The sequence below is a fragment of the Rathayibacter sp. VKM Ac-2927 genome (genome assembly GCF_022815525.1).
GTDB lineage: Bacteria > Actinomycetota > Actinomycetes > Actinomycetales > Microbacteriaceae > Rathayibacter > Rathayibacter festucae.
On sequence record NZ_JALGRT010000002.1, the window covers coordinates 372,683 to 397,671 of the forward strand.

Sequence of the window (24,989 nt, forward strand, 5' to 3'; positions counted from 1 at the left end):
GAAGCGTCGGGCCCTTCGCACTCAGAGCGTCAGCGTGTGCGCGCCCGAGGCGAGCTCGCGGTCCTCGGTGCCGGCCGTGCGGACGACGGCGGTCGCGCCCTCCGGGACAGTGACGGCCAGCTCGATCGCGTCTCCGCGGCGGTCCCAGCGGACCGAGGCCAGGCCGTGCGGGGTCTCGAGCGTGGACTCCGCCCAGTCGAGGTCGGTGCCGGGCTGCGGTGCGACCAGCAGGCGGGAGTAGCCGGGCTCCAGCGGCGCCAGGCCGCCGACAACGCGGTGCAGCCAGTCGGCGACGGCGCCGAGCGCGTAGTGGTTGAAGCTCGTCATCTCGCCGGGGTTGATGGTGCCGTCGGGCAGCATCGAGTCCCAGCGCTCCCAGACCGTGGTCGCGCCCATCGTCACCGGGTACAGCCACGACGGGCACTCGCGCTGCAGCAGCAGGCGGTAGGCGGCGTCGATGTGCCCGGTCGAGGAGAGCGCGTCGGTGATGAAGGGCGTGCCCGCGAAGCCGGTCGAGATCGTGTAGCCGCTTTCGGCCACCAGCTCGGCGAGGCGGACGCCGGCCCAGCCGAGCTCGTCGTCGTCGAGCAGGCCGAAGACGATCGCGAGGGAGTAGACGGTCGTGCAGTCGCTGAAGACGCGCTGATCGGCGACGTACTTCGCGCGGAAGGCCGCACGCAGCTCGGCCGCCATCTCGGTGAACTCCCGCTCGTCCTCGGTGCGGCCGAGCACGGCGGCGCTCTCGGCGACGATGCGAGCGGTGCGGTAGGCGCAGGCCGTGGCGACGACGCCGGTGTCGGCCTTCGCGTCGGCGGGCTTGTCGGGCGCGGCGTCGGGGTCGAGCCAGTCGCCGAACTGGAAGCCGGTGTCCCAGACCCCCGAGTCGGAGAGCTTCGAGCGCACCCGGCGGGCGTGCGAGGCCATCGACGCGAACGACTCCTCGAGCACGACCGGGTCGCCGTAGGCCTCCCAGACCGCCCACGGCACCCAGGCCGCGGCGTCGCTCCACAGCGCGGTGGAGTCCATGGGCGGGAAGCTGGTCTCGGCCGCGCGGCGCTTCAGCACGTCCGGCACGACGAACGGGACGGCGCCGTCGTGGTGCGCCTGCTCGAGGGCGAGGTCGCGGAGCCAGTCGCGGAGGAAGTCCTCGGCGTCGGCGAGGTAGACGGCGGTCGAGGCGAAGGCGGCGATGTCGCCGGTCCAGCCGAGGCGCTCGTCGCGCTGCGGGCAGTCGGTCGGCACGTCGAGGAAGTTGCCGACCATGCCGCGGTAGACGTTGTCGTGCAGCTGGTTGACGAGGTCGTCGGAGCTGCGGAAGGTGCCGATCCGGCGCAGGTCGCTGGAGACGACGACCGCGGTGAGGGCGCCGTCGGCGATCTCCGCTCCAGGCCAGCCCTCGACCTCGGCATAGCGGAAGCCGTGGAAGGTGAGGGTCGGCTCGAAGACGTCCGCGCCGCCCGAGAGGGTGAAGCGGTCGGTGGCCTTCGCCTCGCGCAGCGGGCGGACGCCCAGCTCGTCGTCCTCGAGGACCTCGGCGTGGCGCAGCGTGACGACGCTCCCCTCCGGGCCGGTGACCTCGACGCGCAGCCAGCCGACGAGGTTCTCGCCGAAGTCGACGAGGGTGCGGCCGGACGGGCTCGTCCAGATCTTCTGCGGCGCGACCTCGCGCAGACGGCGGACCGGCGGCGCGATGTAGGGCTCGAGCGTCGACAGGTCGACGTCGAGCTCGCGGGTGGGCGTCCAGGCGGAGTCGTCGAAGCCGGCGCTCCTCCAGCCCTGCGGCTCGAGGCGGGCGTCGATGTCCTGGCCGTCGTAGATGCTGTCGGCGGTCGTCGATCCGGTCGCGGCGCGCCAGGAGTCGTCGGTCGCGACGACCTGCTCGGCGCCGTCCGCGAAGGTGATCCGCAGCTCGGCGAAGCCGGCGATCTCGGTGCCGTAGGGCTCGGCACCCTCGCCCCAGGTCAGCCGGCCGCGGTACCAGCCGTCGCCCAGCGCGAGGGCGAGCACCACGGAGTCGCTGGAGATCAGGCTCGTGACGTCGTGCTCGGAGTAGCGCAGGCGCCACTCGTAGCTCGTCCAGCCGGGAGTGAAGAGCTCGTCCGAGACGGGCTCGCCGTCGATCCAGGCCTCGACGATGCCGAGCGCCGAGAGGCGGAGGGTCGCGGAGACGACGTCGCCGTGCCCGGTCTCGAGGGCGGTCTCGCGGCGGAGCAGCGGGGCGGCGTCCAGGGCGGCGGCGGGCGCCGTGAAGCGGGCGGTCCAGTCGATCATCATCGTCCTTCTGTCAGGAGTGGTCGGGGTGGTCGGGGTGGTCGGAGTGGTCGGAGTGGTCGGGGTGTCAGGGGTGGTCGTGGGCGGTCGGCCGGTGGCGCGGGGCGCCCGGCGCGGAGGAGGAGCGGATGCGCAGCACGGGGGTGAGCTGGAAGTGCACCGGCTCGGTCCGGCCCTCGAGGCGCTCGAGCAGGAGGCGCACGGCGCGGTCGCCGAGCTCCTCGCCCGACTGGTCGACGGTCGTCAGCGAGATCCCGGGGTGCCCGGCGACCTCGATGTCGTCGTAGCCGACGATCGCGACGTCGGCCGCGGTGAGCCCGAGCTCGTCGCGCGCCCAGAGCGCGTCGAGCGCGAGCGCGTCGTTGCCCGCGAAGACGGCGGTCGGCCGGTCGGGCGAGCGGAGGAGCTCGAGCGAGCGCTCGTAGGCGTCGAGGCGCTCCGTGCCGAGGTGGACGACCTGCAGCTCGTCCGCGAGACCGGCCGACACCATCCGCTCGCGGTACCGGACGAGGCGCACCGAGTGCGGCGCCGCGGCGACCCGGCTGGTGATGTCGTCGCTGATGGTGAGGTGCGCGATGCGGCGGTGCCCGAGCTCCAGTAGATGATCGAGGACGAGGTCGGTCCCCGCGACGTCGTCGTTGGTGACGGTGTCGTAGCCGGTGGAGTCGTCGTGCCGGCCGAGCATCACGATCGGCGTGCGGGCGGCCAGCCGCTCGAGCCAGGCGGGCTCGACCATCGGCGAGACGGCGATCATCCCGTCGACCTGGCGGTCGAAGAGCGCCTCGATCGCGCGGAAGCCCTCGCCGGAGTCGCTCTGCGCGGGAGCGACGATCAGCTGGTAGCGGCTGCCCTCGAGCGCGGCGGAGGCGCCGGTGACGATGCGGTTGAAGAAGGAGTTGCCGAGCGAGGGCACCTCGACGCCGATGGTGAAGCTGGCCCCGCGCATGGCGCGAGCCGCAACGCTCGGCCGGTAGTCGAGCTCCTCGATCGCGGCGGTGACCCGCTCCCGCATCGAGGCGCTGACGCCGTAGGCGTTGCGGATGACCTTGGAGACCGCTGCCCGCGAGACGCCGGCGTGCAGCGCGACGTCCTGGATGGTCGCGGGGCCGGTGTGGCCGGTCTCGATCGAGCTCATCATCGCCTCCTCGCGCTGCCTGTCGTGCTGTGCGTGCCGTGGCGGACGCGCCCCGATCGGGGCCTCCGCGAACGCCACTGTAACGGTTCATTCTCGATCGTGTAGATCGATCCACGAATTTGCCCGATTTCGTTGACACGTTTCACGACACGGACGTAGGTTCTCCCTGCGTCGCCCCGCGGCCCGGCCTTCCGAACGGCCCGGCGAGCAGGACGACAGCCCCCGGGCACCCCCGCAACGAAGAAGTTGTCCCTACATGGAGGTAGTGATGTCGACCCGACAGAACCGGCGAGCAGTGCTCGCCCTCGGCGCAGGAGGAGCGGCTCTCGCTCTCGCGCTCACCGGCTGCAGCACCGGAGGAGGAGGCGGCGATTCCGCCGACGGCTCCACGCTGAGCGTGCTCATCGACAACCAGACGGCGACCGTCGAGCTCTGGGACGCGCTGAAGACGAAGTTCGAGGAGGAGAACGACGGCATCACCCTCGACATCGAGACCCGGCCGCAGGGCAGCGAGGGCGACAACCTGATCAAGACGCGCCTCGCCACCGGCGAGATGAACGACGTCTTCGCCTACAACTCGGGCTCGCTGTTCCAGGCGCTGAACCCCGACCAGAACCTCGCGCCGCTCTCGGACGAGCCCTGGGTCGACTCGCTCGACGAGGGCTTCCGCACCGTGGTCTCGACCGACTCGGACCTCTACGGCATCCCGCTCGGCCAGGCGATGGGCGGCGCGGTCCTCTACAACAAGGACGTCTACAGCTCGCTCGGCCTGACCGTGCCGAAGACCTGGGACGAGTTCATCGCGAACAGCGAGAAGATCAAGGCCGCCGGCGACGTCGCGCCGATCATCCAGACCTACGGCGACACCTGGACCTCGCAGCTCTTCGTGCTCGGCGACTTCGCCAACGTGCTGGAGCAGGACCCGGAGTGGGCGACCCAGTACACGGCCAACGAGGCCAAGTATGTCGACGAGCCGGCGCTGGCCGGCTTCGAGCACCTGCAGCAGGTCGCCGAGTCAGGGCTGGTGAACGAGGACTACGCCTCGGCCACCTACGACGACGGCGTCCGCATGGTCGCGACCGGCGAGGGCGCGCAGTACCCGATGCTGACCTTCGCGGCCGGCCCGCTGATCCAGAACTACCCGGACTCGCTCGACAAGGTCGGCCTCTTCCCGCTGCCCGGCGAGTCCGCCGACTCCAACCCGCTGACCGTCTGGCAGCCCAACGCGGTCTACGTGCCCAAGTCGACCGAGGGCGCGAAGCTCGAGAGCGCCAAGAAGCTGATGGCCTTCCTGGTCACCCCCGAGAGCTGCGACATCCAGAGCGAGATCGCGGCGCCCCAGGGTCCGTTCGTGATCGACGGCTGCACGCTGCCCGACGACGTGCCCGCCCTCGTGTCGGACATGCAGCCCTACTTCGACAGCGGTGACACGGGCCTCGCGCTCGAGTTCCTCTCGCCGATCAAGGGACCGGCGCTCGAGCAGATCACCGTCGCCGTCGGCTCGGGCATCACGCCCGCCGCGGAGGGTGCTCAGCAGTACGACGACGACGTCACGAAGCAGGCCAAGCAGCTCGGCCTCGACGGCTGGTGAGCCGCGGGGGCCGGGAGCGGAGGCAGCCCCTCCGCTCCCGGCCCCTTCCCCCGGGCGCACCGCCCTCCCACCCCTCCCCCGGCCGATCGACGGAGATCTGATGACCGCAACGATGGAGAAGCGCCCGGCCCGGCGCTCCGAATCCTCCCGCTCCCCCGAGCCGCCGAAACGGCGCAAGGCCATGAAGAGCCCGTACCCGACGTGGTTCTACCTCCCGGCCGGGGTCTTCTACGTGGTCCTGTTCCTCGTCCCGACGGTCGCCTCCCTCTACTTCTCCCTCACCCGCTGGACGCTCTTCGACTCGACCTTCATCGGCTTCGAGAACTTCGTCGAGTTCTTCCAGGACCCGGCGCTGACGACCGGCTTCGTCAACACCTTCATCTACGCGGCGATCACCTCTGGCCTGAAGATCGTGCTCGGCATGGCCCTCGGCGTGCTGCTGAGCTCGCAGATCATCGGCCGCGGCTTCCTCCGCAGCGTGGTGTTCTTCCCGGTGCTGGTGTCGACGATCGGCATCGGCATCACCTTCAAGGTGCTGCTCGACCCGTTCGACGGCCTCATCAACCAGGGCCTCGCGACGATCGGCCTCGCCGGCCCGGGCTGGCTCACCGACCCGCAGTGGGCGCTCTTCTCGGTCGCACTCGTCGACGTCTGGAAGGGCGTCGGACTCGCGACGCTCATCTACATCGCCGGCATCGTCGCGATCCCGCAGGACTACTTCGAGGCCGCCCGCGTCGACGGCGCCGGCGCCTGGCACAACTTCCGGCACATCACGCTGCCGCTGCTGCGCCCCGCCACCGTGACGGTGATCCTGCTCTCGCTGATCGGCGGGCTGCGCTCGTTCGATCTGATCTGGGCGATGACCAAGGGCGGGCCGGGCTTCACCAGCGACGTGGTCGCCTCGGTCATCTACAAGCAGTACCAGGCCGGCTTCTACGGACTCTCGACCGCCGGCAACGTCATCCTCTTCCTCGTCGTCGCAGCGCTGATCTTCCCGCTGTCGGCCTGGCTCAACCGGAAGGACAAGGAGCTGTGACCACCACGCCGCTCACGCCCGCCCCGCTCTCGCCGACCCCGCTCCAGGACGACCCGTTGCGCGCGAAGGTGCGCCAGCGCGGTGTCGGTCGCGGCTCCCGGACCTGGCGCTACGGCGGCGGGATCCTCGCCATCGTCCTCGCCGTCCTCGTCTTCATCGTCCCCTTCCTCTTCATCGTGCTCACCGCCGCGAAGACGCAGCAGGAGTCGTCGCTGCTCGGCTTCACCCTGCCGACGCAGTGGGTGTTCCTCGAGAACCTGCAGGAGGTGGTCTCGGCGCGGAACTTCGTGCTGCTGCGGGCCTTCGCGAACAGCGCGATCCTGACGATCGTCTCCGTCACGGTGATGGTGGTCCTGGCCGCGATGGTCGGCTACGTCCTCCAGCGCCGCCGCTCGAAGTGGAACCCGCTCGTCAACGGCTTCGTCCTGGCCGGCCTGATCATCCCGCCCGCCGTCGTCCCGACGATCTGGGTCCTGCAGGGCCTCGAGCTCTTCAAGACGCTGCCCGGCCTGATCGCGGTGCACGTCGCGTTCGGCCTCTCCTTCTGCATCCTCCTGTTCCGCGCCTTCGTCTCGACGATCCCCCGCGAGCTGGACGAGGCGGCGACCATCGACGGCGCCGGTCCCTTCCGCCTCTTCTTCACGGTGGTGCTGCCGCTGCTGAAGCCGGTGATCGTGACGGTGATCGTCGTGCAGGCCGTGACGGTCTTCAACGACTTCACCTACGCGCTGTACTTCCTGCCCGGCGACGACAACGCGACCGTGCAGCTCACGCTCTACAACTTCTCGTCGCAGTCGGTGTCGTCCTGGAACCTCCTCTTCATGGACGTGCTGCTCATCACCATCCCGCCGCTGGTGATGTACATCTTCTTCAACCGCCAGATCGTCGCCGGCATGACGTCCGGAGCGGTCAAGGGCTGAGCGGGGCCGGCTTGCCCTCACCTCCGTCCCGCCGCCGCCGGACTCCCTTCGGAACCCCGAGGAGGCGTCGGGCGGCGGTTCTGCGCGCGTTCCGCGCCGCGCCGACGAAGCGCCCTGCTCCAGCGACACTCGCCGCCTCCGATGTCCGCTGGACAGTGACGACCGCCGTCGGCCTCCCTCCCGATGACCTCCCTGCCGCATCCTGCGCCGCCACCTTCCGTGGCGCGAAGTATCGGGCCCGTCTCGACGCGCCGCAGCACCGCCTTCAAGCGAGGGGGCCTCGCCACACTCGAGACCCGCCGATGCCCGCGGTCCTGCGGATTCCGCCGGCACTGCGTCGACGGCGACGACTGCGTGGCGGAGAGATCGACCACTGCGCGGGAGGCCTCGGTCGCCTCGCAGATGCACGAATAACCGGCGGAGCATGATCACGGCCGCACAAGGCGAAACATCCTCGTATTCTTCCTGATCAACCGCGAAGGGCGGGACCGAAGTCTCTTCGCAGGCTCGAAGACCTCGGTCATTCAGTCACGAAGGAGTGCAGCTAATGGTCATGCAGAAGAATCACAGAACGGTCTTCACCGTCGTCATGTCGAGTGTGATCGCGGCAGCGGTCGTCCTCGCCGCAGCGAGTCCAGCGCAGGCGATCCCTAGAGTCGAGAGAACTGAACCATCTCCGGCGGCCGACTTCTCGACCGAGGTCGTTCCCGCGACCACCACTGTGGTGACCGACGCCGGAGCGGTATCCGTGGGCATCACCCTCCCCGGCGCGGTGTCGTCCTCCGCGGTGGTCGACCCGGGCACTCTCCCGGACGGTCTCTTCGACGGAGCAGGCGAGCCGGTGCTGACGACGACCCTCGGTGACGCAGCGATCAGCAGCTATGCGACGGAGAAGGGCACGCAGACGCTGATCCAGGTGGACTCCGCCGATGCGGCCCACGATTACCGCTTCCCCCTCTCGCTTCCCGCCGGCGCCAGCGCGACCGTCGAGCCCGACGGGTCGGTCGCCGTCCTATCGGCCGCGGGTGATCTGCTCGGTGGCTACGAGATCCCCTGGGCCTACGACGCCCTGGGCAGTCCTGTCGGCACGAGTTTCACCCTGGACGGGAACACCCTCGTCCAGACGGTGGAGTTCGACGAGGCGACTGCCTTCCCCGTGATCGCCGACCCGAGCGACGCCTGGGGGTGGGCCGCGTGTGTGGCCGCAGTGGCCGGTGCCGTGGCAGTGAACGCGAACATTGCGAACAAGGTCGCCTCCCTGGTGTCCCGGTTCGGAAACATTCAGAAAGCCTTCGAGGTGATTTATCGCGCATGGAAGACCACCTCCAACGCGGAGAAGCGGCGGCAGGCGATCATCAACGCCGCCGGCGATCTGGTCCTGGAACTGGCCGGGGTGATCTCGATAAAGCAGGCCTGCTTTGACTCCTGAGAAGAGGAACAGTTCGCCGTTCGCTCTCACCATGTTCGCGATCGGCAGCCTGTTCGTCTTCCTCGCCGCCGCCGAGAACCGACCCGCGTGGTGGATCGTTCTCTTCGGGATCATGCTGCTCACGACCGGGTACAGCGCTTTCGTCGAATTCCGTCGGCGTGGGCAGTAGAACCGGAAGAGGGTTCATGTTCTCCGCCGCCGCGGAGTGCAAGCCGAGCTGGTGGATCTTCCTCACCGCCGTAGGCCTCCTCGGGACCGGCGTCGGCGCTTTCGGTCACTTCAGGCGGTGGGGACGCTGAAGACACTGTCACCTCCTTGCTCAAGTAGGCCACGGTTCGAGTGAGACATTCCACCCAGGCCCCACGAGAGCGGGCAGAGCGAGCCGATCTTGACGGCCGCTCTGCCCGCTCTTCGCGTCGGGCCACTCCGCCTGTCGGCGCCACACGGTCGGCGAAGCGAGCATGGCGAAGCGTACGAACTCCGGGGCGGTCAAGGGCTGAGCGGGGCCTCCTCTCCGTCGGCCGGGTGCTCCCCCGGCGGGCGCCGCTCGGTCCAGCGGGCGACGTCCGACGGGGGCTCGGTCGTGGGGAGGTCACGGGGGCCGACGAGTCGGCGCAGCCGGGCAGGTCGACGCGAGCGGGTCAGCGCCGTGCGCCAGCGGACGTCGACCACCGCGCGCTGCAGCGGGTCGATCGGCTGGAGGACGCCGTCGATCCGCTCCTCGATGCGCACGAGCGGCGGGCGGACGAGGTGCAGGCGTCGGCCGGGCTCGCGCTCCGGATCGGCGCGGCCGGCCCGGGTACGGAGCTGCTGCTCGAGCTGCTCCGGGTCGCTCGCCGACCAGGCGCTGACGCCGACGCGGCCGTCGGGCAGGGCGAAGCGCTCGGTGATCCGCAGCGGGAGCTCGTCGTGGGGGTGGGTCATCGTTCGTGCCTTTCCGAGGGAGGGGGTGCCGACCCGGATCAGCGCCGGAGGACGTGGCGTGGGGCCTGCGCCGGGGCGGTGGTCCAGCCCCATCGGGAGGAAAGTACTGCTCGCCTCCACACGGCAGAGGGCCACGGGAGCGAACTGTGGAGAGCTCCGCGATCCGCACCGTTGGGGAGGAGTGGCGTCTCCTGCGCCGGACGGCGACGGCGCGCGGGATCCGTGGCACGCTCGTGGAGACCGAAAGGCCGTGATGACCACCGCACCTCCCTCCGCTCCGACTCCCTCTCCCGCTCCGCTCGCCGGCGTCCGCGTGCTCGAGCTGGGCAACTTCATCGCCGCCCCCACCGCGGGCCGCCTTCTCGCCGACTTCGGCGCCGACGTGATCAAGGTCGAGCGCCCCGGCACGGGCGACGAGCTGCGCAAGTGGCGGCTGCACCCCGGATCGACGACGTCGATGCTCTTCCACACCCTCAACCGCAGCAAGCGCTCGGTCGCGCTCGACCTGCGCACGGAGGAGGGCCGCGACGCCGTCCGCGGGCTCGCCGCCGAGTGCGACGTCGTCCTCGAGAACTTCCGTCCGGGCACCCTCGAGCGCTGGGGCATCGGACCGGACGTGCTGAACGAGGCGAACCCCGAGCTGGTCATCGGCCGCATCTCGGCGTTCGGCCAGACCGGTCCGCTCTCCAGCCGGCCGGGCTTCGCGGCGGTCGCCGAGGCGATGGGCGGCTTCCGCGAGCTGGTCGGCGATCCGGACCGCCCGCCCGTCCGCGTCGGCGTCTCGATCGGCGACTCCATCGCCGGCCTCTACGCCGGATACGGGGTGATGATGGCGCTCTTCCAGCGCGAGACCCGCCGCGCCGCCGGACTCGGCCCGGCACCGCTGGTCGAGCGGGTGATCGACGTCGCGCTCAACGAGGCGATGTTCTCGATGATGGAGTCGCTCATCCCCGACTACCAGGCGCACGGCATCGTCCGGGAGCGCGTCGGCGGCCGGATGGAGGGCATCGCGCCGACGAACGCCTACGTCTGCGGCGACGGCTCCAGCATCGTCGTCGCGGCCAACGGCGACGCGATCTTCCAGCGCCTGATGGCGATCATCGACCGCGCCGACCTGGCCGAGGACCCGGACCTGCTCACCAACGACGGCCGCTGGCGCCGCCGCGACGAGCTCGACGCCGCGATCGCCGCCTGGACCGCCACGACGACCTCGGACGCGGCGCTCGCGATCCTCGACGAGCACGGCGTGCCCTCGGGCCCGATCCTCACCGCCGCGGACATCAGCACGAACGAGCAGTACGCGGCCCGCGGCATGATCCAGAAGTTCGACGTCGACACGGGCGCCGGGACGATCGAGGGCGTGGGCTTCCCCGGCATCGTCCCGGTGCTCGGCGACCGCTCGCTCCCCATCCGCACGCTCGCGCCCGCGCTGGGCCACGACACCGAGGAGGTCCTGGCGATGCTCGGACGGAAGCCGATCGACGACGCGGTGGCGGAGGAGACCCGATGACCGCCACCGACCGCACCGTCCGGCTGCGCGACGTCACCCTCCGCGACGGACTGCAGCTGACCGGCAAGCTCCTCTCGACCGAGCGCAAGGTCGAGCTGGTCCGGGCGCTCCTCGCGGCGGGCGTCCCCGAGCTGGAGATCGGCTCGCTCGCGCGGGGCGATCTCGTGCCGCCGATGGCCAACACCCTCGAGGTCGTCGCGGCGCTGACCGCCGAGGAGCTCGAGCACTGCTGGGTCTGGGTGGCGACCCCGCGCCACATCGAGCGAGCGGCAGCGGCCGGCGCGCGCAACTTCCAGTACTGCCTCTCGGCCTCCGACTCCCACAACCGGGCGAACATCGGTCGCAGCACCGAGGCCAGCCTCGAGGCGATGCCCGACGCCGTCGCCCTCGCGCACGCGGTGGGCGGGCGCATCCAGCTCTGCATCGCCACGTCCTTCACCTGCCCCTTCGAGGGCCCGGTGCCGGAGGAGCGGGTGCTCGCGATCGCGAACGACCCGCGTGCGGCGGGCGCCGAGGACGTCGTGATCTGCGACACCCTCGGCCAGGCCCACCCCGAGCAGGTGTTCTCGCTCGTCTCCCGGGTCGCCGCCGAGACGCCGCCGCGCGAGATCGTCTTCCACGGTCACGACACCTGGGGAGCCGGCGTCGTCAACGCGCTGAGCGCCGTCCGCGCCGGCGCGACCGTCGTCGACGGGGCGCTCGGCGGTCTGGGCGGCTGCCCGTTCGCTCCCGGCGCGAGCGGCAACACCGCCACCGAGGACCTCGTCTTCGCGATGCGCCCGGACTGGCTCGACACCGAGCGCTTCGCCGAGCTCGTCCGCCAGTCCGAGCGGTTGCTCGCGGACGTCGAGGAGCCGAACCGCTCGAAGGCCCGCCAGGGCGCCCGCTCGAAGGCCGAGGCCTTCCCCTGGGTGGTCGCGGACGCGACGGCCTGAGGCCGGGCCTGCCGGCGGATCCACTTGGAAGAGCTGCCCGCAGCCTTTGCTGGTCGAGTAGCCCCGCAGGGGCGTATCGAGACCCGCCGTCACCGGCAGGGCGGGTCTGCAGACTCAGGTGCTGACGGTGGTGGATCTCGATACGCCCGCTCCGCGGGCTACTCGATCAGCATGGGCAGAGCCGCTCGGCGGGCTGGTCGATCAGCATGGGCAGGGCCGCTCGGCGGGCTGGTCGATCAGCATGGGCGGGCCCGCTGCGCGGGCTCCTCGGTACGCATGCGCGGGCCCGGTCCGCTGGCTGCGCGATCGGCAGGGTTCGCGGAGCGATCGGCGGCCGAGGGCGCGCCGGTCAGGCCGGGACGGGCTCGCGCGGGACGCGGGGCTTCGCGGCCGAGGTGAGCAGCGAGGCGAGGGCGACCAGCACGAGGACGACGGCCATCGCGCCGCGGAGGCCGAAGTGCTCGCCGAGGAAGCCGAGCAGGGGCGGGCCGACGAGGAAGGCGATGTAGCCGGCGGTCGCGACGGCAGCGACGGCGGAGGTCGGGTCCTCGCTCTCGCCCGCGGCGGAGAGCGTGACCGGGAAGCCGAGGGCCGCGCCCAGGCCCCAGAGGACGACGGCCGCGCCGGCCACGACGGCGTTGTCGGCGAAGACGACGATGCCGATCCCGACCGCCGAGACGAGGGTGCTCGCCAGCAGCACGGTCGCCTTGCCGAAGCGGGCCAGCAGGGGGGTGCCGAGGAAGCGGCCGACGGTCATCGCCGCGGCGAAGGCGGTGAACACCACGGTGCCGACGGTGGCGGAGACGCCGTGGCCGTCGACCATGAGCAGCGGCAGCCAGTCGGTCGCCGAGCCCTCGGCCAGCGCCAGGGCGAGCACGATCAGGCCGAGCATCAGCACGCGCGGCTGCTGCCAGACCGGCGTCGAGCGGACCTTCTCGCGGGGAGCGCCGGCGACGGCGCGCTCGACCCGACCGGTCTCGACCGGGATGGAGCGGATGACGGTGAGCAGCAGCGCGAGCGCGACGACCGCGACTCCGACGAGCTGCCAGACCACGGGGAAGTCGATCGCCGTCAAGCCGATGCCCGCGACCGCGCCGGTGACGGTGCCGAGACTGTAGAAGCCGTGCAGCGCAGGGAGGACCGAGCGGCCGGTGAGCGTCTCGAGCGCCGCTCCCTCCACGTTGAGCGCGATCTCGGAGATGCCGATCCCGAAGCCGACGAGGGCGAGGCCCGCCGCGACGCCGAACGGGGTGGAGAGCTCGGCGAAGACGCCGGTCAGCGCGATGCCGGTGACGAAGGAGGCGCCGCCGATCACGACGGTGAAGCGCACCCCCTGCCGGCGGACGACGGCGGCGGAGGACAGGACTCCGCTCATCGAGCCGACCGAGAGGCCGAGCAGGACGAGCCCCATCTCGGCGGTCGACGCGGCGAGCAGGTCGCGGACCGCCGGGGTCCGCACGACCCAGGAGGCCATCCCGATGCCGAAGACGAGCATGAAGGCCGAGATGGCCAGGCGGCGCTTCGCGGCGGAGACGGGGCGGGACGGCATGACTACGACCGTATCGCCCGGGGGTGGACGGCAGACGCCGCAGTACGACTAGGGCGGCCGTCAAGCTCCTCCGCCGGCACGCGGGCCGCGGCTAGCGTCGAGGAGGGCCGGTGCCGCGGAACGACGGCGCCCCGCCCGCTCGACGACCCCGGAGGACCCCATGCCCGACCAGTACACCTTCACCAACCCCGCCACGCAGTACCCGAACGTCACGCCGCCGGTGCAGCAGCAGCCCGAGCCCGGCCTCCAGTCGCGGATGACCCCGGTCCCGGACCTCGGCGAGGACAGCTACCGCGGCACCGGCCGCCTGACCGGGCGGCGCGCGCTGATCACGGGCGCCGACTCCGGCATCGGCGCGGCGGTCGCGATCGCCTTCGCCCGCGAGGGCGCGGACATCGCGCTCGCCTACCTCCCCGACGAGGAGGAGGACGCGCAGCACGTCGTCGAGCTGATCCGCGCGGCCGGCCGCACCGCCGTGACGATCCCGGGCGACCTGACCGACGCGCAGTACTGCCGGGACCTCGTGGCGAAGGCCGTCGAGGGGCTCGGCGGCCTCGACACGGTCGTCAACGTCGCCGGCAAGCAGGTCTGGCAGGACGACGTCCTCGAGCTCAGCGACGAGCAGTTCGAGACGACGTTCGCGATCAACGTCTTCGCGCCGTTCCGCATCATCAAGGCGGCGCTCCCGCACCTCCCCGCGGGCTCCACCATCATCAACACGGCCTCGGCCGAGGCGCACAAGCCCGCGCCCGACCGCCTCGACTACGCGATGACCAAGGGCGCGATCAACAACCTGTCCAAGGGGCTCGCCCAGCAGCTCGCGTCGAAGGGCATCCGCGTGAACGTCGTGGCGCCGGGGCCGACCTGGTCGGTGCTGCAGGTGACCGCGGGCGTCGACCCGGAGAGCCTGCCCGAGTTCGGCTCGAGCGAGGCGCCGATGGGCCGCGCCGCGCAGCCGGCCGAGCAGGCGCCCGCCTACGTCTTCCTCGCGTCGGCGGAGTCGAGCTACGTGGTCGGCGAGACGCTGAACGTCAATGGCGGGATGGTCTCGCCGTAGCCGGTGCCGCCGGGGCAGCGCCCGCCCCCTACCGTAGGGAGCATGAGGACGAGGCGGTGGCTCCTACCGGCGGCGGGCGCGCTGCTCGTCGTGAGCGGGATCGTCGTGGCGGCGACCACTCCGCGCGAGGTGTCGTTCGGCTGGTTCGCGTACGCCCCGCTCTCGGAGACGATGTTCTCGCCCGGGACGATGGTCGTCACTCCGGGCCTGGCGACCGCCGCCGCGCTGATCGTGCTCGGGCTGCTCGTGCTGGCGTTCTGCGCGGGCTGGCTTCTCGCCCGACGGCGACTGCGTACCGCGAGTGGAGCATCGAGACAGGGCTCCTGACGCCTCGGTCCGCGCGCCTGCGCTGTGACGCGGTGACGATGCAGCGCGAGTCGGCGACGGACCTCGGGCTGGCGAAACGCAGTCCGGCTCGCTGAATCGGGAGGATTCCACGAGCCGAAGGTGATTCCGCGAGCCGGAGCTGGGCATCGGCGGTGGCGCTCGTGACGTTCGGCACGTGGATCCGGGTCCGGCTCGTGGGATCGGCCGGTTCTCACGAGCCGAGGCTGTTCCTGCGAGCCGAGGCCGATGCGGGTGGACCTCCGGCACGTGGAACGAGGCTCGGCTCGCCGGATCGAGTCGATTCCACGAGCCGGAGCAGATCCCACGAGCCGGAGCAGATCCCATGAGCCGCCGCTGAGCAGGGGAATCTCACGCGAACGGACCCGAACCGGGCCCTGTGCCCGGAGCAGAGCCCGATCCCCGTCCACTCGCGCGCGGCTCCGACTGCGAGTGGACGGGAGACGGGCCCCGCGTGGGTGCCAGGGCCCGTTCCGCGTCCGGTCGCGGAGCCGCCCCGGGAACCGGCGCGCCGCTAAGGTGAGCGCACCCGCCGCCGCTGCGATCCCCGCGCGACCGGGACACCGAGAGGCGGCCGCCGTGGTCCCCGACATCAACCCGTGGGCGGTCGGACTCGCCACCCTGTCGACGATGCTCGTCGGCTCGATCTGGTACACCCCGAAGGTCTTCGGCACGCTCTGGATGCGGCTGGCCGGCATCAGCCGGGAGCAGATGAGCAGCCGCAGCGCGGTCGTCCCGATCCTCGTCACCGTCGTGGTCAGCCTCGTCACCGCGCTCGTCCTGGCCGGCTGCGTCGACATCGCGCACGCCTTCTACGGCGGCAGCTGGTTCGCGAACTCGCTGATCACCGGGCTGTTCCTCTTCGCCGGCTTCACCGCCGCGCGGATGATCACCCACGACGCCTTCGAGGGCCGCCCGGCCAAGCTGACGATCCTGAACATCACGCACGAGCTCGTCACGATCCTCGTGATGGCCGTGATCATCGGCCTGCTGCCCGCCTGACGCCGGGTCGACCCCGGCGCCGGCAGGGTCAGCCCTCGGGCAGCTCGGCGAACGTGCGCTTGGCGCCGTTGTACCAGCCCATCGACTGCACGGGGTGGCGCCAGCGGTTCTTCATGTCGTTGCGCGCCTCCTCGTGGACGGCGTCGCCGGCCTTCACCGCGTCGCGCAGGTGCCGGTCCTGCAGGTTGATGACGACGTCGGCCGAGTCGCCGCGGTGCTCGAGATCGCAGGGTCGGCCGAGCTGGCGGCAGGTCATGGTCTTCATCGGGTGCTCCTTCTGTCGTGGCCCGGGTGGGCCTCTCTCCTGTTCGACGGCCGGGGAGCCGCCGATGTGACACGACACGCCGGAGCGCGTCAGCCCGCGTCGCCTGCGGCGCCCTCGCGCCGGACGATCGACGCCAGCACGGCCGGGTCCGCCCGGAAGACGACGCCGGCGACCCGCCCGTCGAGAACGGTGAAGTCGAACGCGACCTGCGGGGCTCCGCGGTGGAACCAGGCGGCGCCCGGCCGCCCGTCGACGATCGCGGCGAGCGCCGCATGAGCACTGCCGTCGAAGAAGGCGGCCACGGCTTCGCGACCGTCGATCCGCTCCGGGGTCCCCGCGGCGAGCGCGTCCGCATCCGCGCGGATGCTCGCGCCCGGCGCCAGCAGCTGCAGCAGTCGCGCCAGATCGCCGCCGCGCGCCGCCGCCATGAAGGCGTCGACCACCTGCCAGTCGGCGACCGGCCCGTCCGCGGGTCCTGCCGTCGTCTTGGCGCGCGCCCGCGAGGCGAGCTTGCGCGCCGAGACCGCGCTGCGGCCGAGGATCTCGCCGATCGTCGCGAAGTCGACCCCGAAGCTGTCCGCGAGCACGAACGCGACGCGCTCGTTCGGCGTCAGGGTCTCGACGACGACGTGCAGGGCCTGGCCGACGGCCTCGGCGCGCTCGAGGTCGGCACTCCCCGTGCCCACGCCTTCCACGCCCGTGCCGGTCTCGACGAGCTCGGCGGGCTCCGGGATGCGCGCGCGCAGCCGGTCGAGGCAGAGCCGGGTCGTGACCGTCGTCAGCCAGGCCGGCAGGTTGTCGATCGCGGCCGTCGTGCCGTGCAGTCGCAGCCACGCCGACTGCACCGCATCCTCGGCCTCGTGGTGGTCGTCGAGCAGCCGCGAGGCGAGCCGGGTGAGCCGGCCGCGCTCCGCCTCGAAGGCGACGGCCTGCTCGTCGACGGTGTGGGACACGCGTCCTCCTGACCGGACGTGCGGCGGGGACAGCGCGACAGGGACGCCCCCAGTGTCGCGGCCGACCGACGCCGCGACAAGAGCGACGGCGGCCGGCCCCCGCATCAGCGGTCGGCGCGCGCGTCCTCCGGAGCCTCCGACCGCACCTCGGCGGCCGGCGCCGCGAGGCTCTCGCGGTGCAGGCGCTCCGCCTCCTCGCCGCCGACGGCCTCGCCGCGGGCGACCATGCCGGACTGGTCCGACAGCGGGATCTGCTTGAGCAGCAGCGCGAGGACGAAGGCGATCGCAATGAAGGGCAGCAGGTACCAGAACACCGGCGCCAGCGACTCGGCGTAGGCGCGGACGACGCCGTCGCGGACCTCGTCCGGCAGGGCGCTCAGCGCCTGCGGGTCGAGGGTCGCGGTGGCCGCTCCGACGTCGGCGACGCCCGCGTCCGTGAAGACGCCGGTCAGCTTCTCGGCGAGGGAGTTGGTGAAGATCGTGCCGAACACGGCCACGCCGAGCGAGGCGCCCACCTCGCGGAAGTAGTTGTTCGTGCTGGTCGCCGTGCCGATCATCTCAGGGGCGACGGCGTTCTGCACGACGAGGACGATGACCTGCATGATCAGGCCGAGCCCCGCGCCGAAGAAGAAGAGGTAGACGCAGATCAGCGGGATCGGGGTCTCGGCGGTCAGCGTCGTCATCGCCGCCATCGCGAGGCCGGTGAGCAGGGCGCCGACGATCGGGAACGCCTTGTAGCGGCCGGTGCGCGAGATCGCGATGCCCGAGTAGATCGACGTGCCCATCAGGCCCGCCATCATCGGCAGCATCAGCAGGCCCGACGCGGCGGCGGAGGTGCCGGACGCCATCTGCAGGAAGGTCGGCACGAAGGCGATGGCGGAGAACATGCCGAGGCCGAGCGTGAGGCCGATCGCCGTCGCGTTCACGAAGATCGGGTTGCGGAAGAGGCTGAGCGGGATGATCGGGTCTTCGGCGCGCGACTCCACCCAGATGAAGCCGGCGACCGCGGCGATCAGCCCGGCGCCGAACGCCCAGGTCTCGAGGGCGCCCCAGCCGTGCGCGGCGTCGCCGCCGAAGTCGGTGAAGAAGATCAGGCAGGTGGTGGCGATCGAGAGCAGCAGCACGCCCGGGATGTCGATCCGCTTGGTCGCGCGCTTGCTCGGCAGCGTCAGCGCGAACCAGGCGATGGCGAAGGCCGCGATGCCGACCGGGATGTTGATGTAGAACGCCCACTGCCAGGTGAGGTGGTCGACGAAGAGGCCGCCGAGCAGCGGGCCGGCGACGGCGGAGAGGCCGAAGACGGCGCCGAGCGGGCCCATGTACTTGCCGCGCTCGTTGGCGGGCACGATGTCGGCGATGATCGCCTGCGACAGGATCATCAGCCCGCCGCCGCCGAGGCCCTGCAGGGCGCGGAAGACGACGAACGACCAGAAGTCGCCGGCCAGCGCGCAGCCGACCGAGGCGAGGGTGAACAGCGCGATGGCGATCAGGAAGAGCGTGCGGCGGCCGAGGACGTCGCCGAACTTGCCGTAGATCGGCATCACGATCGTGGTCGCGAGCAGGTAGGCGGTGGTGATCCAGGCCTGGTGCTCGACGCCGCCGAGCTGGCCGACGATGGTCGGCATCGCGGTCGAGACGATGGTCTGGTCGAGGCTGGAGAGGAGCATGCCGGCGATCAGCGCGGAGAAGATGATCCAGATCCGGCGCTGCGTGAGCAGGAGCGGAGAGGCGGTGGCGGGGGCGGTCATGGTGTCCTCGGGGTCGGGTGGGGCGAGAGGGAGCGGGTCGGCGCGGCGGGGGCCGGGTCAGCCCAGGAGCAGGCGCGTCACGGCCGCGATGCGGTCCTGGGCGAGGCGCTCGAGCGGCACGGAGCCGTCGGAGTCGAGGTAGGCGCCGACGGCGCTGCGGACGACGGTGCCGGCCGTCTGCACGGCGAGCAGCACGGACGGGTCGGCGGGGTCGAGGCCCTCGCGCCGCGCGACGAGGTCGGCGACGAGCAGGTCGCGCTGGGTGCCGACGTCGAGCAGGGCCTGCAGGAGCTTCGGCTCGCGATCGGCGACGGCGACGAACTCGCGGACGCTGTCGGCGTTCAGGCCGATCGCGGCGAAGTGCACCGCGCCGAGGGCGACGAGGGCCTCGAGCAGCGAGACGCCCGGGCGGCGGGTCAGGAAGTCCGCGACGCTGTCGTCGTCGAGGCCCTCCTCGGGCCGGCCGACGATCGCGTACTCCTTGCTCGGGAAGTAGTTGAAGAAGGTGCGGCGCGAGATGCCGACCTCCTCGCAGAGCTCCTCGACGGTGAAGCCCGAGAAGCCGTGGCGGATGGTCAGCTCGCGGGCGGTGCGGGCCAGCTCGCCGCGCCGCTCGGCCGCGCGCTGGTCGCGCCGGGTCGCGGTCGCATCTGCTTGCATACTGTGCATCATTGCACCATCGGGGTCAGGGTGCAACGCTACCGGTGTCGCGCAGCCGTGACCCCCGTCCGGGTGACTAACGGCCCTCAGCGGCGACCGGGGGCGCACCGTTCGATACCGTCATCGCGGAGGCGAGACACCGTCTCCGCACGCAGACTCGGGGGGACGATGTCGCAGCAGACCAGCCAGGACCCGGCGATCGGCGCCGACGCACCGCTCGGGGCGACCGACGACCGGGACCGCCGCGCCGCCGTGATCGAGGCGCTGGGCCTGATGGGCTCCGGCCCCGAGGAGCGCTTCGACCGGATCACCCGGATGGCGCAGGAGCTCTTCCAGGTGCCGGTGGCGGAGATCCACATCCTCGACGAGACGACGCTCTTCACGAAGTCGCCGCAGCCCGAGGGGCCGGTGTCCTACCCTCGCGCGGGGACGTTCTGCGACGCGACGCTCGCCCAGCGGAGCACGCTCGTCGTCCCCGACCTCGGCGCCGACGGAGCCTGGGCGCAGCACGTGCACGTCTCCGGACCGCCGCACGTGCAGTTCTACGCCGGCCGCCCGCTCACGGTGGACGACGGCCTGCAGCTCGGGACGCTCTGCCTGCTCGACTTCGTCCCCCGCGCGCTCAGCCCGGAGGAGGAGCTGCTCTTCGAGGAGTTCGGCCAGTGGGTCGAGCGCGAACTGCGCGACACCGCGGAGTGGGACCGCGCCGCCGACGTGCAGGCCCGCCTCTCCCCCACCGCGTTCCGCCACCCCGCCGGCTACGACCTGGCCGGCGCCTCGCTGCCCAAGTGGCAGATCTGCGGCGACTTCTACACCTGGACCGCGACCGAGGCGGTCGTCGACCTGACTCTCGTCGACGTGATGGGCAAGGGCACCGGCGCCGCGATCCTCGCCGCCGGCATCCGCGCCGCGTTCCGCGCCCGGGCCGGCGGCGCTCCGGACGCGGTGGTCGCCGCGGTCAGCGAGCAGCTGCAGCCGGACTTCTCCGCCACCGAGACCTTCGCGACGCTCTTCCACGGCCGGCTCGACACCGCGACCGGTCGGGTCGACTTCGTGGACGCGGGCCACGGGCTCACCGTCCTGCTCCGCGCCGACGGGACCTTCCACCGCCTCGCCGCGCTCGGCCTCCCCCTCGGCATCGCGGAGGACGGCGGCTGGGTCACCCAGACCGTCGATCTCGCCGTCGGCGACTCCCTGGTCTCCTTCACCGACGGGGTGCTCGACCTCTTCGACGGAACCCTGCAGTCGCTCGTCCTCGCGGCCGACCTCGTCCGCACCTCCGAGGGCGCCATCGGCTTCCTCACCGCCCTGACCGCGCTCGCCGGCTCCGGCCGCGCGCTCGACGACATCACCGCGCTCCTCGTGACGCGGACCCACGACACCCCGCGCCCCGCCGCGGACACCGACCAGGAGCAGGCATGACCTTCAGCACCGAGACGATCGCTCCCGGCGTCGCCGTGATCACGGCGGCGGGCCGGCTCAATCTCGCCGCGGCGCGGGATCTGCGGACGGAGGTGCGCGGCGCTCTCGACGAGGGCAGCAGCCGCATCGTCGTCGAGCTGAGCGAGGTCACCTTCATGGACTCGTCCGGGCTCGGCGCGCTCGTCGCCTGCCTGAAGAGCGCCCGCCAGGCCGGGGGCGACCTCCGGATCGCCGCCCCGAGCGAGCAGGTCACCATGGTGCTCGAGCTCTCCAACCTCGACCGCGTGCTCGTCGGCTACGCCTCGGCCGGCGACGCGTACCGTGACTGAGCGCACCCTCGCCTTCCGGACGCCGCCCGACGACATCGAGCTCGTGCACGACCTGCTCGACTCGCTCTTCGGCGAGCGCGCCGACGTCGGTGCCCGCGACCGGATGGAGTTCGAGACGGCGCTCGTCGAGCTCGTCTCCAACGTGATCCAGCACGCCGTCTCGACCACCGCGGTCCTCTGCCGCCTCGTCGTCACCGTCGACGACGAGGCGCTCCGGGCCGAGCTGGTCGACACCGCGGACCCGCCCGGCGTCGACACCGGCCCGCGGGAGATGCCGGACGCGTTCGCCGAGTCGGGTCGCGGGATCGCCCTCATCCAGGCACTGGTGACCGACTTCGACTACGAGCGCACGGCGAGCCGCAACCTCTGGTCGATCCGCAAGGACCGCGCCCTGCAGGCCTGACGCGCCGGGTCGCTCGCGCTCAGCCGATCGTGTGCGCCGTGATGACCGCCGCGGCGCGCGCGAGGTCCTCGACGACCTCCTCCTCGCCCAGGCGCGGGGACGCCCGCAGCACCTCGACGCTGACCGCGCCGTAGCGCTCGTCGACCGCTGCGAGCAGCGCGGTGCCGGAGTCGGTCAGCCGGAGCAGGACGCTGCGCCGGTCCTGCGGGTTCGAGACGCGGTCGAGGTGGCCGGCCTTGGCCAGGCGGTCGAGCAGCGCGGTCACCGCTCCGGTCGTCAGCGACAGCTCGAGCCCCAGCCACTTGGGCGTCAGCCCGGGCGACTCGGCGAGCGCCTCCAGCGCACTCAGCTCCGAGATCCCGATCCCGGCGTCGAGGGCGACCGCGGTGCGCAGGTGGCGCTGCGCCGTCTCGAGCTGCCGCATTACCTGCCGGAGGGCCGCGCCGGCGGGCTGCGCGCCGCCGTCGGCGGGGGGCGTGTTCTCGGGATCCATGCGGCCTTCTCGGGTGTCGGAGCGGGGTGGGAGCGGGTATCGGAGCGGCGAATGTCGCCGTCGAGATGGCTGTCCCCACAACAGGGGGTAATGGAACGATTGCAAAGTATCTTCGCCATCAAGTAACTTACTCGACAAGCCAGAAAACACCCCACAGCGAACTGCACGGCAGTTCACCTTCTACCCGATCAGGAGTCCTGTCATGTCGAACCACACCGCAAAGCGCAAGCGCGTCCGTTTCGCCCCCCTCGTCCTCGCCACCAGCGTCGCCGCCGCCGCGCTGCTGTCGGTCTCGATGTCCGGAACCCTCTCCGGCTTCGTCGCCAGCATCACCAACACCAACAACACCGCCGCCTCCGGCTCGCTCGTCATGGAGGAGAAGTCGACCGGCACCACGCCCGTCACCTGCCTCAGCACCGACGGCGGCTCGGTCAGCACCAACACCGCGACCTGCTCGACCATCAACAAGTTCGGCGGCTCGACCACCATGGTCCCCGGCCAGACCGTCAGCACCGCGATCACCATCAAGAACGCCGGCACCGTCTCGGCCAACACCTTCACGCTGACCCCGGGCGCCACCTGCGCCCAGTCGGTCAACACCGCCGCCGGCTCCTCGGGCACCGCGACCGACTTCTGCTCCAAGCTGAACGTCGTCATCACCTCCGGCAGCACCACCGTCTACAGCGGCACCGCCGCCGCGCTCGCCGGCACCGCCGCCAAGTCGCTCTCCGCCGCCCCCGTCACCGCCGGCACCAGCACCCCCTTCACCATCGCCGTCACGCTCGACTCCTCCGCCGGCAACACCTACCAGGGCCTGTCCGCCTCGCTCCCCCTCACCTGGACCTTCGCCAGCTGATCGAGCCTCCCCGGCTCACGCCGAGCGAGATGCACGCGCGGTTCATGCTGATCGAGTAGCCCGCAGAGCGGGCGTATCGAGATCCACCACCGAAGACCGCTTCCCCCGAAGCACCGCCCCACCCCGAGAAACGCCCCCGCAACACCCGACACCCGCACCCCGGGGGCCGCCGCCCAGGCGGCCCCCACCCCGCCGAGGAGGTGGACCCGTGACCACGCTGCAGACCCGCCCCGCCCCCGCGCTCCCCGGATCCACCGCCGTCCCCGCCGGCACCGCCTCCCCCCTCACCCCCGCCACCACCGCCACCCCCGTCTCCACCCCCGAGCCCCGCTCCCCCCGCTCCCGCCTGCGCACCGTCGCGACCTGGACCGTCACCGCCCTCGTCGCCGCCCTGGTCGTCGCCGCCTTCCTCTTCCACGCCTCCGGCGGACGCTGGTTCATCGTCCAGACGCCGTCGATGGGCACCGCCGCTCCGGTCGGCACCCTGGTCCTCACCGCCCCGACGCCCCTCGAGGACATCCGGGTCGGCGACGTCGTCAGCTTCCACCCCACCACCACCCCCGACGAGACCTACACGCACCGAGTGGTCGACCTCGCCGACGACGGCACCTTGGTCACCCGCGGCGACATCAACGGCGCGACCGACCCGTGGGCGACCGGCGCCGAGCAGCTGATCGGCAAGGTCGTCGTCGCGCTCCCCGGCGCCGGCTGGCTCGCGAAGGGCCTGCCGATGCTCCTCGCCGGCACCGTCCTCGTCCTGCTGCTCACCCGCCTGCTCTCCTCCCCCACCCACCGCGCCGCGATGCGGGTGCTGGGGATCTCGCTCGTCGCCTCCTTCACCGTGTTCGTCCTCCGCCCGTTCGTCGGCATCGTCGTCCTCGAGGCGACCGTGGAGGACGGGCAGACGGACGCCTCGCTCGTCTCGGTCGGCATGCTCCCGATCCGCGTCACGGCCGTCGGCGGCACGAACGTCGACCTCGTCTCCGGCCAGGTCGGCAGCATCCAGGTGCCGGCCAACGGCGAGGACTTCTACAACGTGTCCTCGGCGCTGCACCTGCCGCTCTGGGGCTGGATCCTCTTCGGCGCGGTCTGCGCCACCCCCGTGCTCTGGACGATGCTGGTCGGACTCCCCGCCGAGGCCGAGCCGCGCGGCGAGCACGGCCGCCGGGCCCGCGCCGCCGAGACCGAGACCACGCCCGCCGAGACCGCCGAGACCGCCGAGACAGAGTCGGCCGCCCGATGAGCCGCCACCGCCGCACCCGCTCCGGCCTCCTGGCCCGCCTCCGCTCCGCAGCACCGCGCACCCCGCGCACCACCCTCGCCGCGCTGCTCGTCGCCGCCCTCTCGGCCGTGCTGTTCCTCGCCCCCGCCACCTCCGGCGCCTACGTCGCCTCCATCCGCAACTCGAACAACACGGTCGGCAGCGCGGCGGCCTTCTTCACCTGCGACTCGGCGCTCGCCGCCGACAGGGGCGACGCACTGTTCTCCTACACGCTCGCGCAGGCCACCGGAGCGACGACCGCCGTCGACACCGACTCCGGCGCCTACCCCGGCACCTACCGTCCGGCGATGACCAGCTCCGCGACCACCCCGAAGGCCTGCCCGCGCGACGCCGGCGGCTCCTGGCTGCTGAACGGGACGAACGGCTACCTCAGCACGCCGCTGCAGCTGGCCAACCCGACCACCTTCAGCACGGAGATCTGGTTCAAGACCACCGTCGCGGGCGGCAAGCTCTTCAGCTTCAACAGCAGCCGCGACACCGCCGGCAGTCAGTACGACCGGCACACCTACATCGGCGCGGACGGCCGCCTCGTCTTCGGCATTTACAACAACGGCGTCCAGTCGATCACCAGCCCGAACCCGGTCAACGACGGAGCCTGGCACCACGTCGTCTCCACCCTCTCGCCGACCGCCGGGACGAGCCTCTGGCTCGACGGCGTGAAGGTCGCCGGCAACACCGCCTTCCGCAGCGCGGAGAACACCACCGGCTACTGGAAGATCGGCTACGACACCCTCGGCGGCTCCTGGACGAACGTCGGCCCCGCCTCCTTCTCCGGCAGCCTGCGCTACGCCGCCGTCTACTCGACCGCGCTCACCGCGACCCAGATCCAGAACCACTACAACGCCGGTCGCTGAGTCCCTGCTCCGCACCCGCA

The 24,989-nt window shown here is 71.8% G+C and carries 25 protein-coding genes; 16 read left to right on the top strand and 9 right to left on the bottom strand.

The window, feature by feature from the left end:
• Positions 1-21 precede the first annotated feature (21 nt).
• Positions 22-2,274, bottom strand: coding sequence for an alpha-L-rhamnosidase (locus tag MT353_RS06965; RefSeq protein ID WP_243623951.1), 2,253 nt, complete (start codon positions 2,272-2,274; stop codon positions 22-24).
• Between the two features lie 64 nt (positions 2,275-2,338).
• Positions 2,339-3,406 carry a LacI family DNA-binding transcriptional regulator gene (locus MT353_RS06970; RefSeq protein WP_243623952.1) on the bottom strand — a complete coding sequence of 356 codons (1,068 nt, stop codon included), beginning with the start codon at positions 3,404-3,406 and terminating at the stop codon, positions 2,339-2,341.
• Positions 3,407-3,674: 268 nt separating this feature from the next.
• Between MT353_RS06970 and MT353_RS06975 the strand changes: the two genes are divergently transcribed.
• The 5 genes from MT353_RS06975 (at position 3,675) to MT353_RS06995 (ending at position 8,551) form a co-directional block, all read left to right on the top strand.
• The gene (locus tag MT353_RS06975) at positions 3,675-4,997 is read left to right on the top strand and encodes an ABC transporter substrate-binding protein (RefSeq protein ID WP_243623953.1); all 1,323 of its coding nucleotides are present in this window, start codon (positions 3,675-3,677) and stop codon (positions 4,995-4,997) included.
• 100 nt (positions 4,998-5,097) lie between these two features.
• Positions 5,098-6,033, top strand: a complete 936-nt coding sequence (locus tag MT353_RS06980; protein ID WP_243623954.1) for a carbohydrate ABC transporter permease — start codon at positions 5,098-5,100, stop codon at positions 6,031-6,033.
• Between the two features lie 122 nt (positions 6,034-6,155).
• Positions 6,156-6,953, top strand: a complete 798-nt coding sequence (locus MT353_RS06985; protein WP_372487890.1) for a carbohydrate ABC transporter permease — start codon at positions 6,156-6,158, stop codon at positions 6,951-6,953.
• Positions 6,954-7,500: 547 nt separating this feature from the next.
• On the top strand, positions 7,501-8,382 hold the full coding sequence (locus tag MT353_RS06990) for a hypothetical protein (protein WP_243623955.1): 882 nt from the start codon (positions 7,501-7,503) through the stop codon (positions 8,380-8,382).
• Between the two features lie 31 nt (positions 8,383-8,413).
• Positions 8,414-8,551, top strand: a complete 138-nt coding sequence (locus tag MT353_RS06995) for a hypothetical protein (protein WP_243598191.1) — start codon at positions 8,414-8,416, stop codon at positions 8,549-8,551.
• A 320-nt stretch (positions 8,552-8,871) separates the two neighbouring features.
• On the opposite strand, the gene MT353_RS07000 is transcribed toward MT353_RS06995, so the two are convergent.
• Positions 8,872-9,306, bottom strand: a complete 435-nt coding sequence (locus MT353_RS07000; RefSeq protein ID WP_243623956.1) for a hypothetical protein — start codon at positions 9,304-9,306, stop codon at positions 8,872-8,874.
• Between the two features lie 253 nt (positions 9,307-9,559).
• Between MT353_RS07000 and MT353_RS07005 the strand changes: the two genes are divergently transcribed.
• Both MT353_RS07005 and MT353_RS07010 read left to right on the top strand, forming a co-directional pair.
• On the top strand, positions 9,560-10,816 hold the full coding sequence (locus tag MT353_RS07005) for a CaiB/BaiF CoA-transferase family protein (RefSeq protein ID WP_243623957.1): 1,257 nt from the start codon (positions 9,560-9,562) through the stop codon (positions 10,814-10,816).
• Positions 10,813-11,751, top strand: a complete 939-nt coding sequence (locus tag MT353_RS07010; RefSeq protein WP_243623958.1) for a hydroxymethylglutaryl-CoA lyase — start codon at positions 10,813-10,815, stop codon at positions 11,749-11,751. Before MT353_RS07005 ends, MT353_RS07010 begins: the two co-directional genes overlap by 4 nt.
• A 349-nt stretch (positions 11,752-12,100) precedes the next feature.
• Here MT353_RS07010 and MT353_RS07015 read toward each other — a convergent pair whose 3' ends face one another.
• Positions 12,101-13,300 carry an MFS transporter gene (locus tag MT353_RS07015; RefSeq protein WP_243598187.1) on the bottom strand — a complete coding sequence of 400 codons (1,200 nt, stop codon included), beginning with the start codon at positions 13,298-13,300 and terminating at the stop codon, positions 12,101-12,103.
• A 160-nt stretch (positions 13,301-13,460) separates the two neighbouring features.
• Here MT353_RS07015 and MT353_RS07020 point away from each other — a divergent pair, with 160 nt between their 5' ends.
• From MT353_RS07020 to MT353_RS07030, 3 genes are all read left to right on the top strand, one after another.
• Entirely contained in the window at positions 13,461-14,357 is an 897-nt protein-coding gene (locus tag MT353_RS07020; RefSeq protein ID WP_127887522.1) for an SDR family oxidoreductase, read from the top strand.
• 42 nt (positions 14,358-14,399) lie between these two features.
• Positions 14,400-14,684, top strand: coding sequence for a hypothetical protein (locus tag MT353_RS07025; protein WP_243623959.1), 285 nt, complete (start codon positions 14,400-14,402; stop codon positions 14,682-14,684).
• Between the two features lie 597 nt (positions 14,685-15,281).
• Entirely contained in the window at positions 15,282-15,704 is a 423-nt protein-coding gene (locus MT353_RS07030; protein ID WP_123736655.1) for a DUF1761 domain-containing protein, read from the top strand.
• 28 nt (positions 15,705-15,732) lie between these two features.
• Here the strand turns inward: MT353_RS07030 and MT353_RS07035 are convergent, their stop codons facing one another.
• From MT353_RS07035 to MT353_RS07050, 4 genes are all read right to left on the bottom strand, one after another.
• A complete protein-coding gene (locus MT353_RS07035) occupies positions 15,733-15,969 on the bottom strand; it encodes a hypothetical protein (RefSeq protein WP_243623960.1) in 237 nt (78 codons plus the stop codon).
• A gap of 89 nt (positions 15,970-16,058) precedes the next feature.
• A complete protein-coding gene (locus MT353_RS07040; protein ID WP_243623961.1) occupies positions 16,059-16,922 on the bottom strand; it encodes a sigma factor in 864 nt (287 codons plus the stop codon).
• 104 nt (positions 16,923-17,026) lie between these two features.
• The gene (locus tag MT353_RS07045; RefSeq protein ID WP_243598183.1) at positions 17,027-18,670 is read right to left on the bottom strand and encodes an MDR family MFS transporter; all 1,644 of its coding nucleotides are present in this window, start codon (positions 18,668-18,670) and stop codon (positions 17,027-17,029) included.
• A gap of 57 nt (positions 18,671-18,727) precedes the next feature.
• Complete coding sequence (locus tag MT353_RS07050; RefSeq protein ID WP_243623962.1) at positions 18,728-19,330, bottom strand: TetR/AcrR family transcriptional regulator; 603 nt, start codon at positions 19,328-19,330, stop codon at positions 18,728-18,730.
• Positions 19,331-19,498: 168 nt separating this feature from the next.
• Here MT353_RS07050 and MT353_RS07055 point away from each other — a divergent pair, with 168 nt between their 5' ends.
• The 3 genes from MT353_RS07055 to MT353_RS07065 are packed head-to-tail and all read left to right on the top strand — an operon-like array spanning position 19,499 to position 21,484.
• Positions 19,499-20,752 carry a PP2C family protein-serine/threonine phosphatase gene (locus tag MT353_RS07055; protein ID WP_243616037.1) on the top strand — a complete coding sequence of 418 codons (1,254 nt, stop codon included), beginning with the start codon at positions 19,499-19,501 and terminating at the stop codon, positions 20,750-20,752.
• Positions 20,749-21,081, top strand: coding sequence for an STAS domain-containing protein (locus tag MT353_RS07060; RefSeq protein WP_243581192.1), 333 nt, complete (start codon positions 20,749-20,751; stop codon positions 21,079-21,081). The genes MT353_RS07055 and MT353_RS07060 overlap by 4 nt, the downstream gene beginning before the upstream one ends.
• Positions 21,074-21,484 carry an ATP-binding protein gene (locus tag MT353_RS07065; protein WP_123732725.1) on the top strand — a complete coding sequence of 137 codons (411 nt, stop codon included), beginning with the start codon at positions 21,074-21,076 and terminating at the stop codon, positions 21,482-21,484. The genes MT353_RS07060 and MT353_RS07065 overlap by 8 nt, the downstream gene beginning before the upstream one ends.
• A 19-nt stretch (positions 21,485-21,503) precedes the next feature.
• Here MT353_RS07065 and MT353_RS07070 read toward each other — a convergent pair whose 3' ends face one another.
• A complete protein-coding gene (locus MT353_RS07070) occupies positions 21,504-21,977 on the bottom strand; it encodes a MarR family winged helix-turn-helix transcriptional regulator (protein ID WP_243623963.1) in 474 nt (157 codons plus the stop codon).
• 202 nt (positions 21,978-22,179) lie between these two features.
• Here MT353_RS07070 and MT353_RS07075 point away from each other — a divergent pair, with 202 nt between their 5' ends.
• From MT353_RS07075 to MT353_RS07090, 3 genes are all read left to right on the top strand, one after another.
• Positions 22,180-22,833, top strand: coding sequence for a hypothetical protein (locus tag MT353_RS07075; protein ID WP_123736647.1), 654 nt, complete (start codon positions 22,180-22,182; stop codon positions 22,831-22,833).
• Between the two features lie 208 nt (positions 22,834-23,041).
• Positions 23,042-24,076: a signal peptidase I gene (locus tag MT353_RS07085; RefSeq protein WP_308197512.1), complete on the top strand. Its 1,035-nt coding sequence runs from the start codon at positions 23,042-23,044 to the stop codon at positions 24,074-24,076.
• Entirely contained in the window at positions 24,073-24,969 is an 897-nt protein-coding gene (locus MT353_RS07090; protein WP_123736646.1) for a LamG domain-containing protein, read from the top strand. Before MT353_RS07085 ends, MT353_RS07090 begins: the two co-directional genes overlap by 4 nt.
• The last annotated feature ends 20 nt before the right edge of the window (positions 24,970-24,989 follow it).

Excerpts from the sequence above, each read along its gene's own strand:
- MT353_RS07090 (WP_123736646.1), top strand. The coding sequence starts at position 24,073 with ATGAGCCGCCACCGCCGCACCCGCTCCGGCCTCCTGGCCCGCCTCCGC.
- MT353_RS07050 (WP_243623962.1), bottom strand. The coding sequence starts at position 19,330 with ATGCAAGCAGATGCGACCGCGACCCGGCGCGACCAGCGCGCGGCCGAG.
- MT353_RS06965 (WP_243623951.1), bottom strand. The coding sequence starts at position 2,274 with ATGATGATCGACTGGACCGCCCGCTTCACGGCGCCCGCCGCCGCCCTG.
- MT353_RS07060 (WP_243581192.1), top strand. The coding sequence starts at position 20,749 with ATGACCTTCAGCACCGAGACGATCGCTCCCGGCGTCGCCGTGATCACG.
- MT353_RS07005 (WP_243623957.1), top strand. The coding sequence starts at position 9,560 with ATGACCACCGCACCTCCCTCCGCTCCGACTCCCTCTCCCGCTCCGCTC.
- MT353_RS07000 (WP_243623956.1), bottom strand. The coding sequence starts at position 9,306 with ATGACCCACCCCCACGACGAGCTCCCGCTGCGGATCACCGAGCGCTTC.
- MT353_RS07075 (WP_123736647.1), top strand. The coding sequence starts at position 22,180 with ATGTCGAACCACACCGCAAAGCGCAAGCGCGTCCGTTTCGCCCCCCTC.
- MT353_RS07035 (WP_243623960.1), bottom strand. The coding sequence starts at position 15,969 with ATGAAGACCATGACCTGCCGCCAGCTCGGCCGACCCTGCGATCTCGAG.
- MT353_RS07015 (WP_243598187.1), bottom strand. The coding sequence starts at position 13,300 with ATGCCGTCCCGCCCCGTCTCCGCCGCGAAGCGCCGCCTGGCCATCTCG.
- MT353_RS07020 (WP_127887522.1), top strand. The coding sequence starts at position 13,461 with ATGCCCGACCAGTACACCTTCACCAACCCCGCCACGCAGTACCCGAAC.
- MT353_RS06970 (WP_243623952.1), bottom strand. The coding sequence starts at position 3,406 with ATGAGCTCGATCGAGACCGGCCACACCGGCCCCGCGACCATCCAGGAC.
- MT353_RS06975 (WP_243623953.1), top strand. The coding sequence starts at position 3,675 with ATGTCGACCCGACAGAACCGGCGAGCAGTGCTCGCCCTCGGCGCAGGA.
- MT353_RS07010 (WP_243623958.1), top strand. The coding sequence starts at position 10,813 with ATGACCGCCACCGACCGCACCGTCCGGCTGCGCGACGTCACCCTCCGC.
- MT353_RS06990 (WP_243623955.1), top strand. The coding sequence starts at position 7,501 with ATGGTCATGCAGAAGAATCACAGAACGGTCTTCACCGTCGTCATGTCG.
- MT353_RS07045 (WP_243598183.1), bottom strand. The coding sequence starts at position 18,670 with ATGACCGCCCCCGCCACCGCCTCTCCGCTCCTGCTCACGCAGCGCCGG.
- MT353_RS07055 (WP_243616037.1), top strand. The coding sequence starts at position 19,499 with ATGTCGCAGCAGACCAGCCAGGACCCGGCGATCGGCGCCGACGCACCG.
- MT353_RS07070 (WP_243623963.1), bottom strand. The coding sequence starts at position 21,977 with ATGGATCCCGAGAACACGCCCCCCGCCGACGGCGGCGCGCAGCCCGCC.
- MT353_RS07025 (WP_243623959.1), top strand. The coding sequence starts at position 14,400 with ATGAGGACGAGGCGGTGGCTCCTACCGGCGGCGGGCGCGCTGCTCGTC.
- MT353_RS06980 (WP_243623954.1), top strand. The coding sequence starts at position 5,098 with ATGACCGCAACGATGGAGAAGCGCCCGGCCCGGCGCTCCGAATCCTCC.
- MT353_RS06995 (WP_243598191.1), top strand. The coding sequence starts at position 8,414 with ATGTTCGCGATCGGCAGCCTGTTCGTCTTCCTCGCCGCCGCCGAGAAC.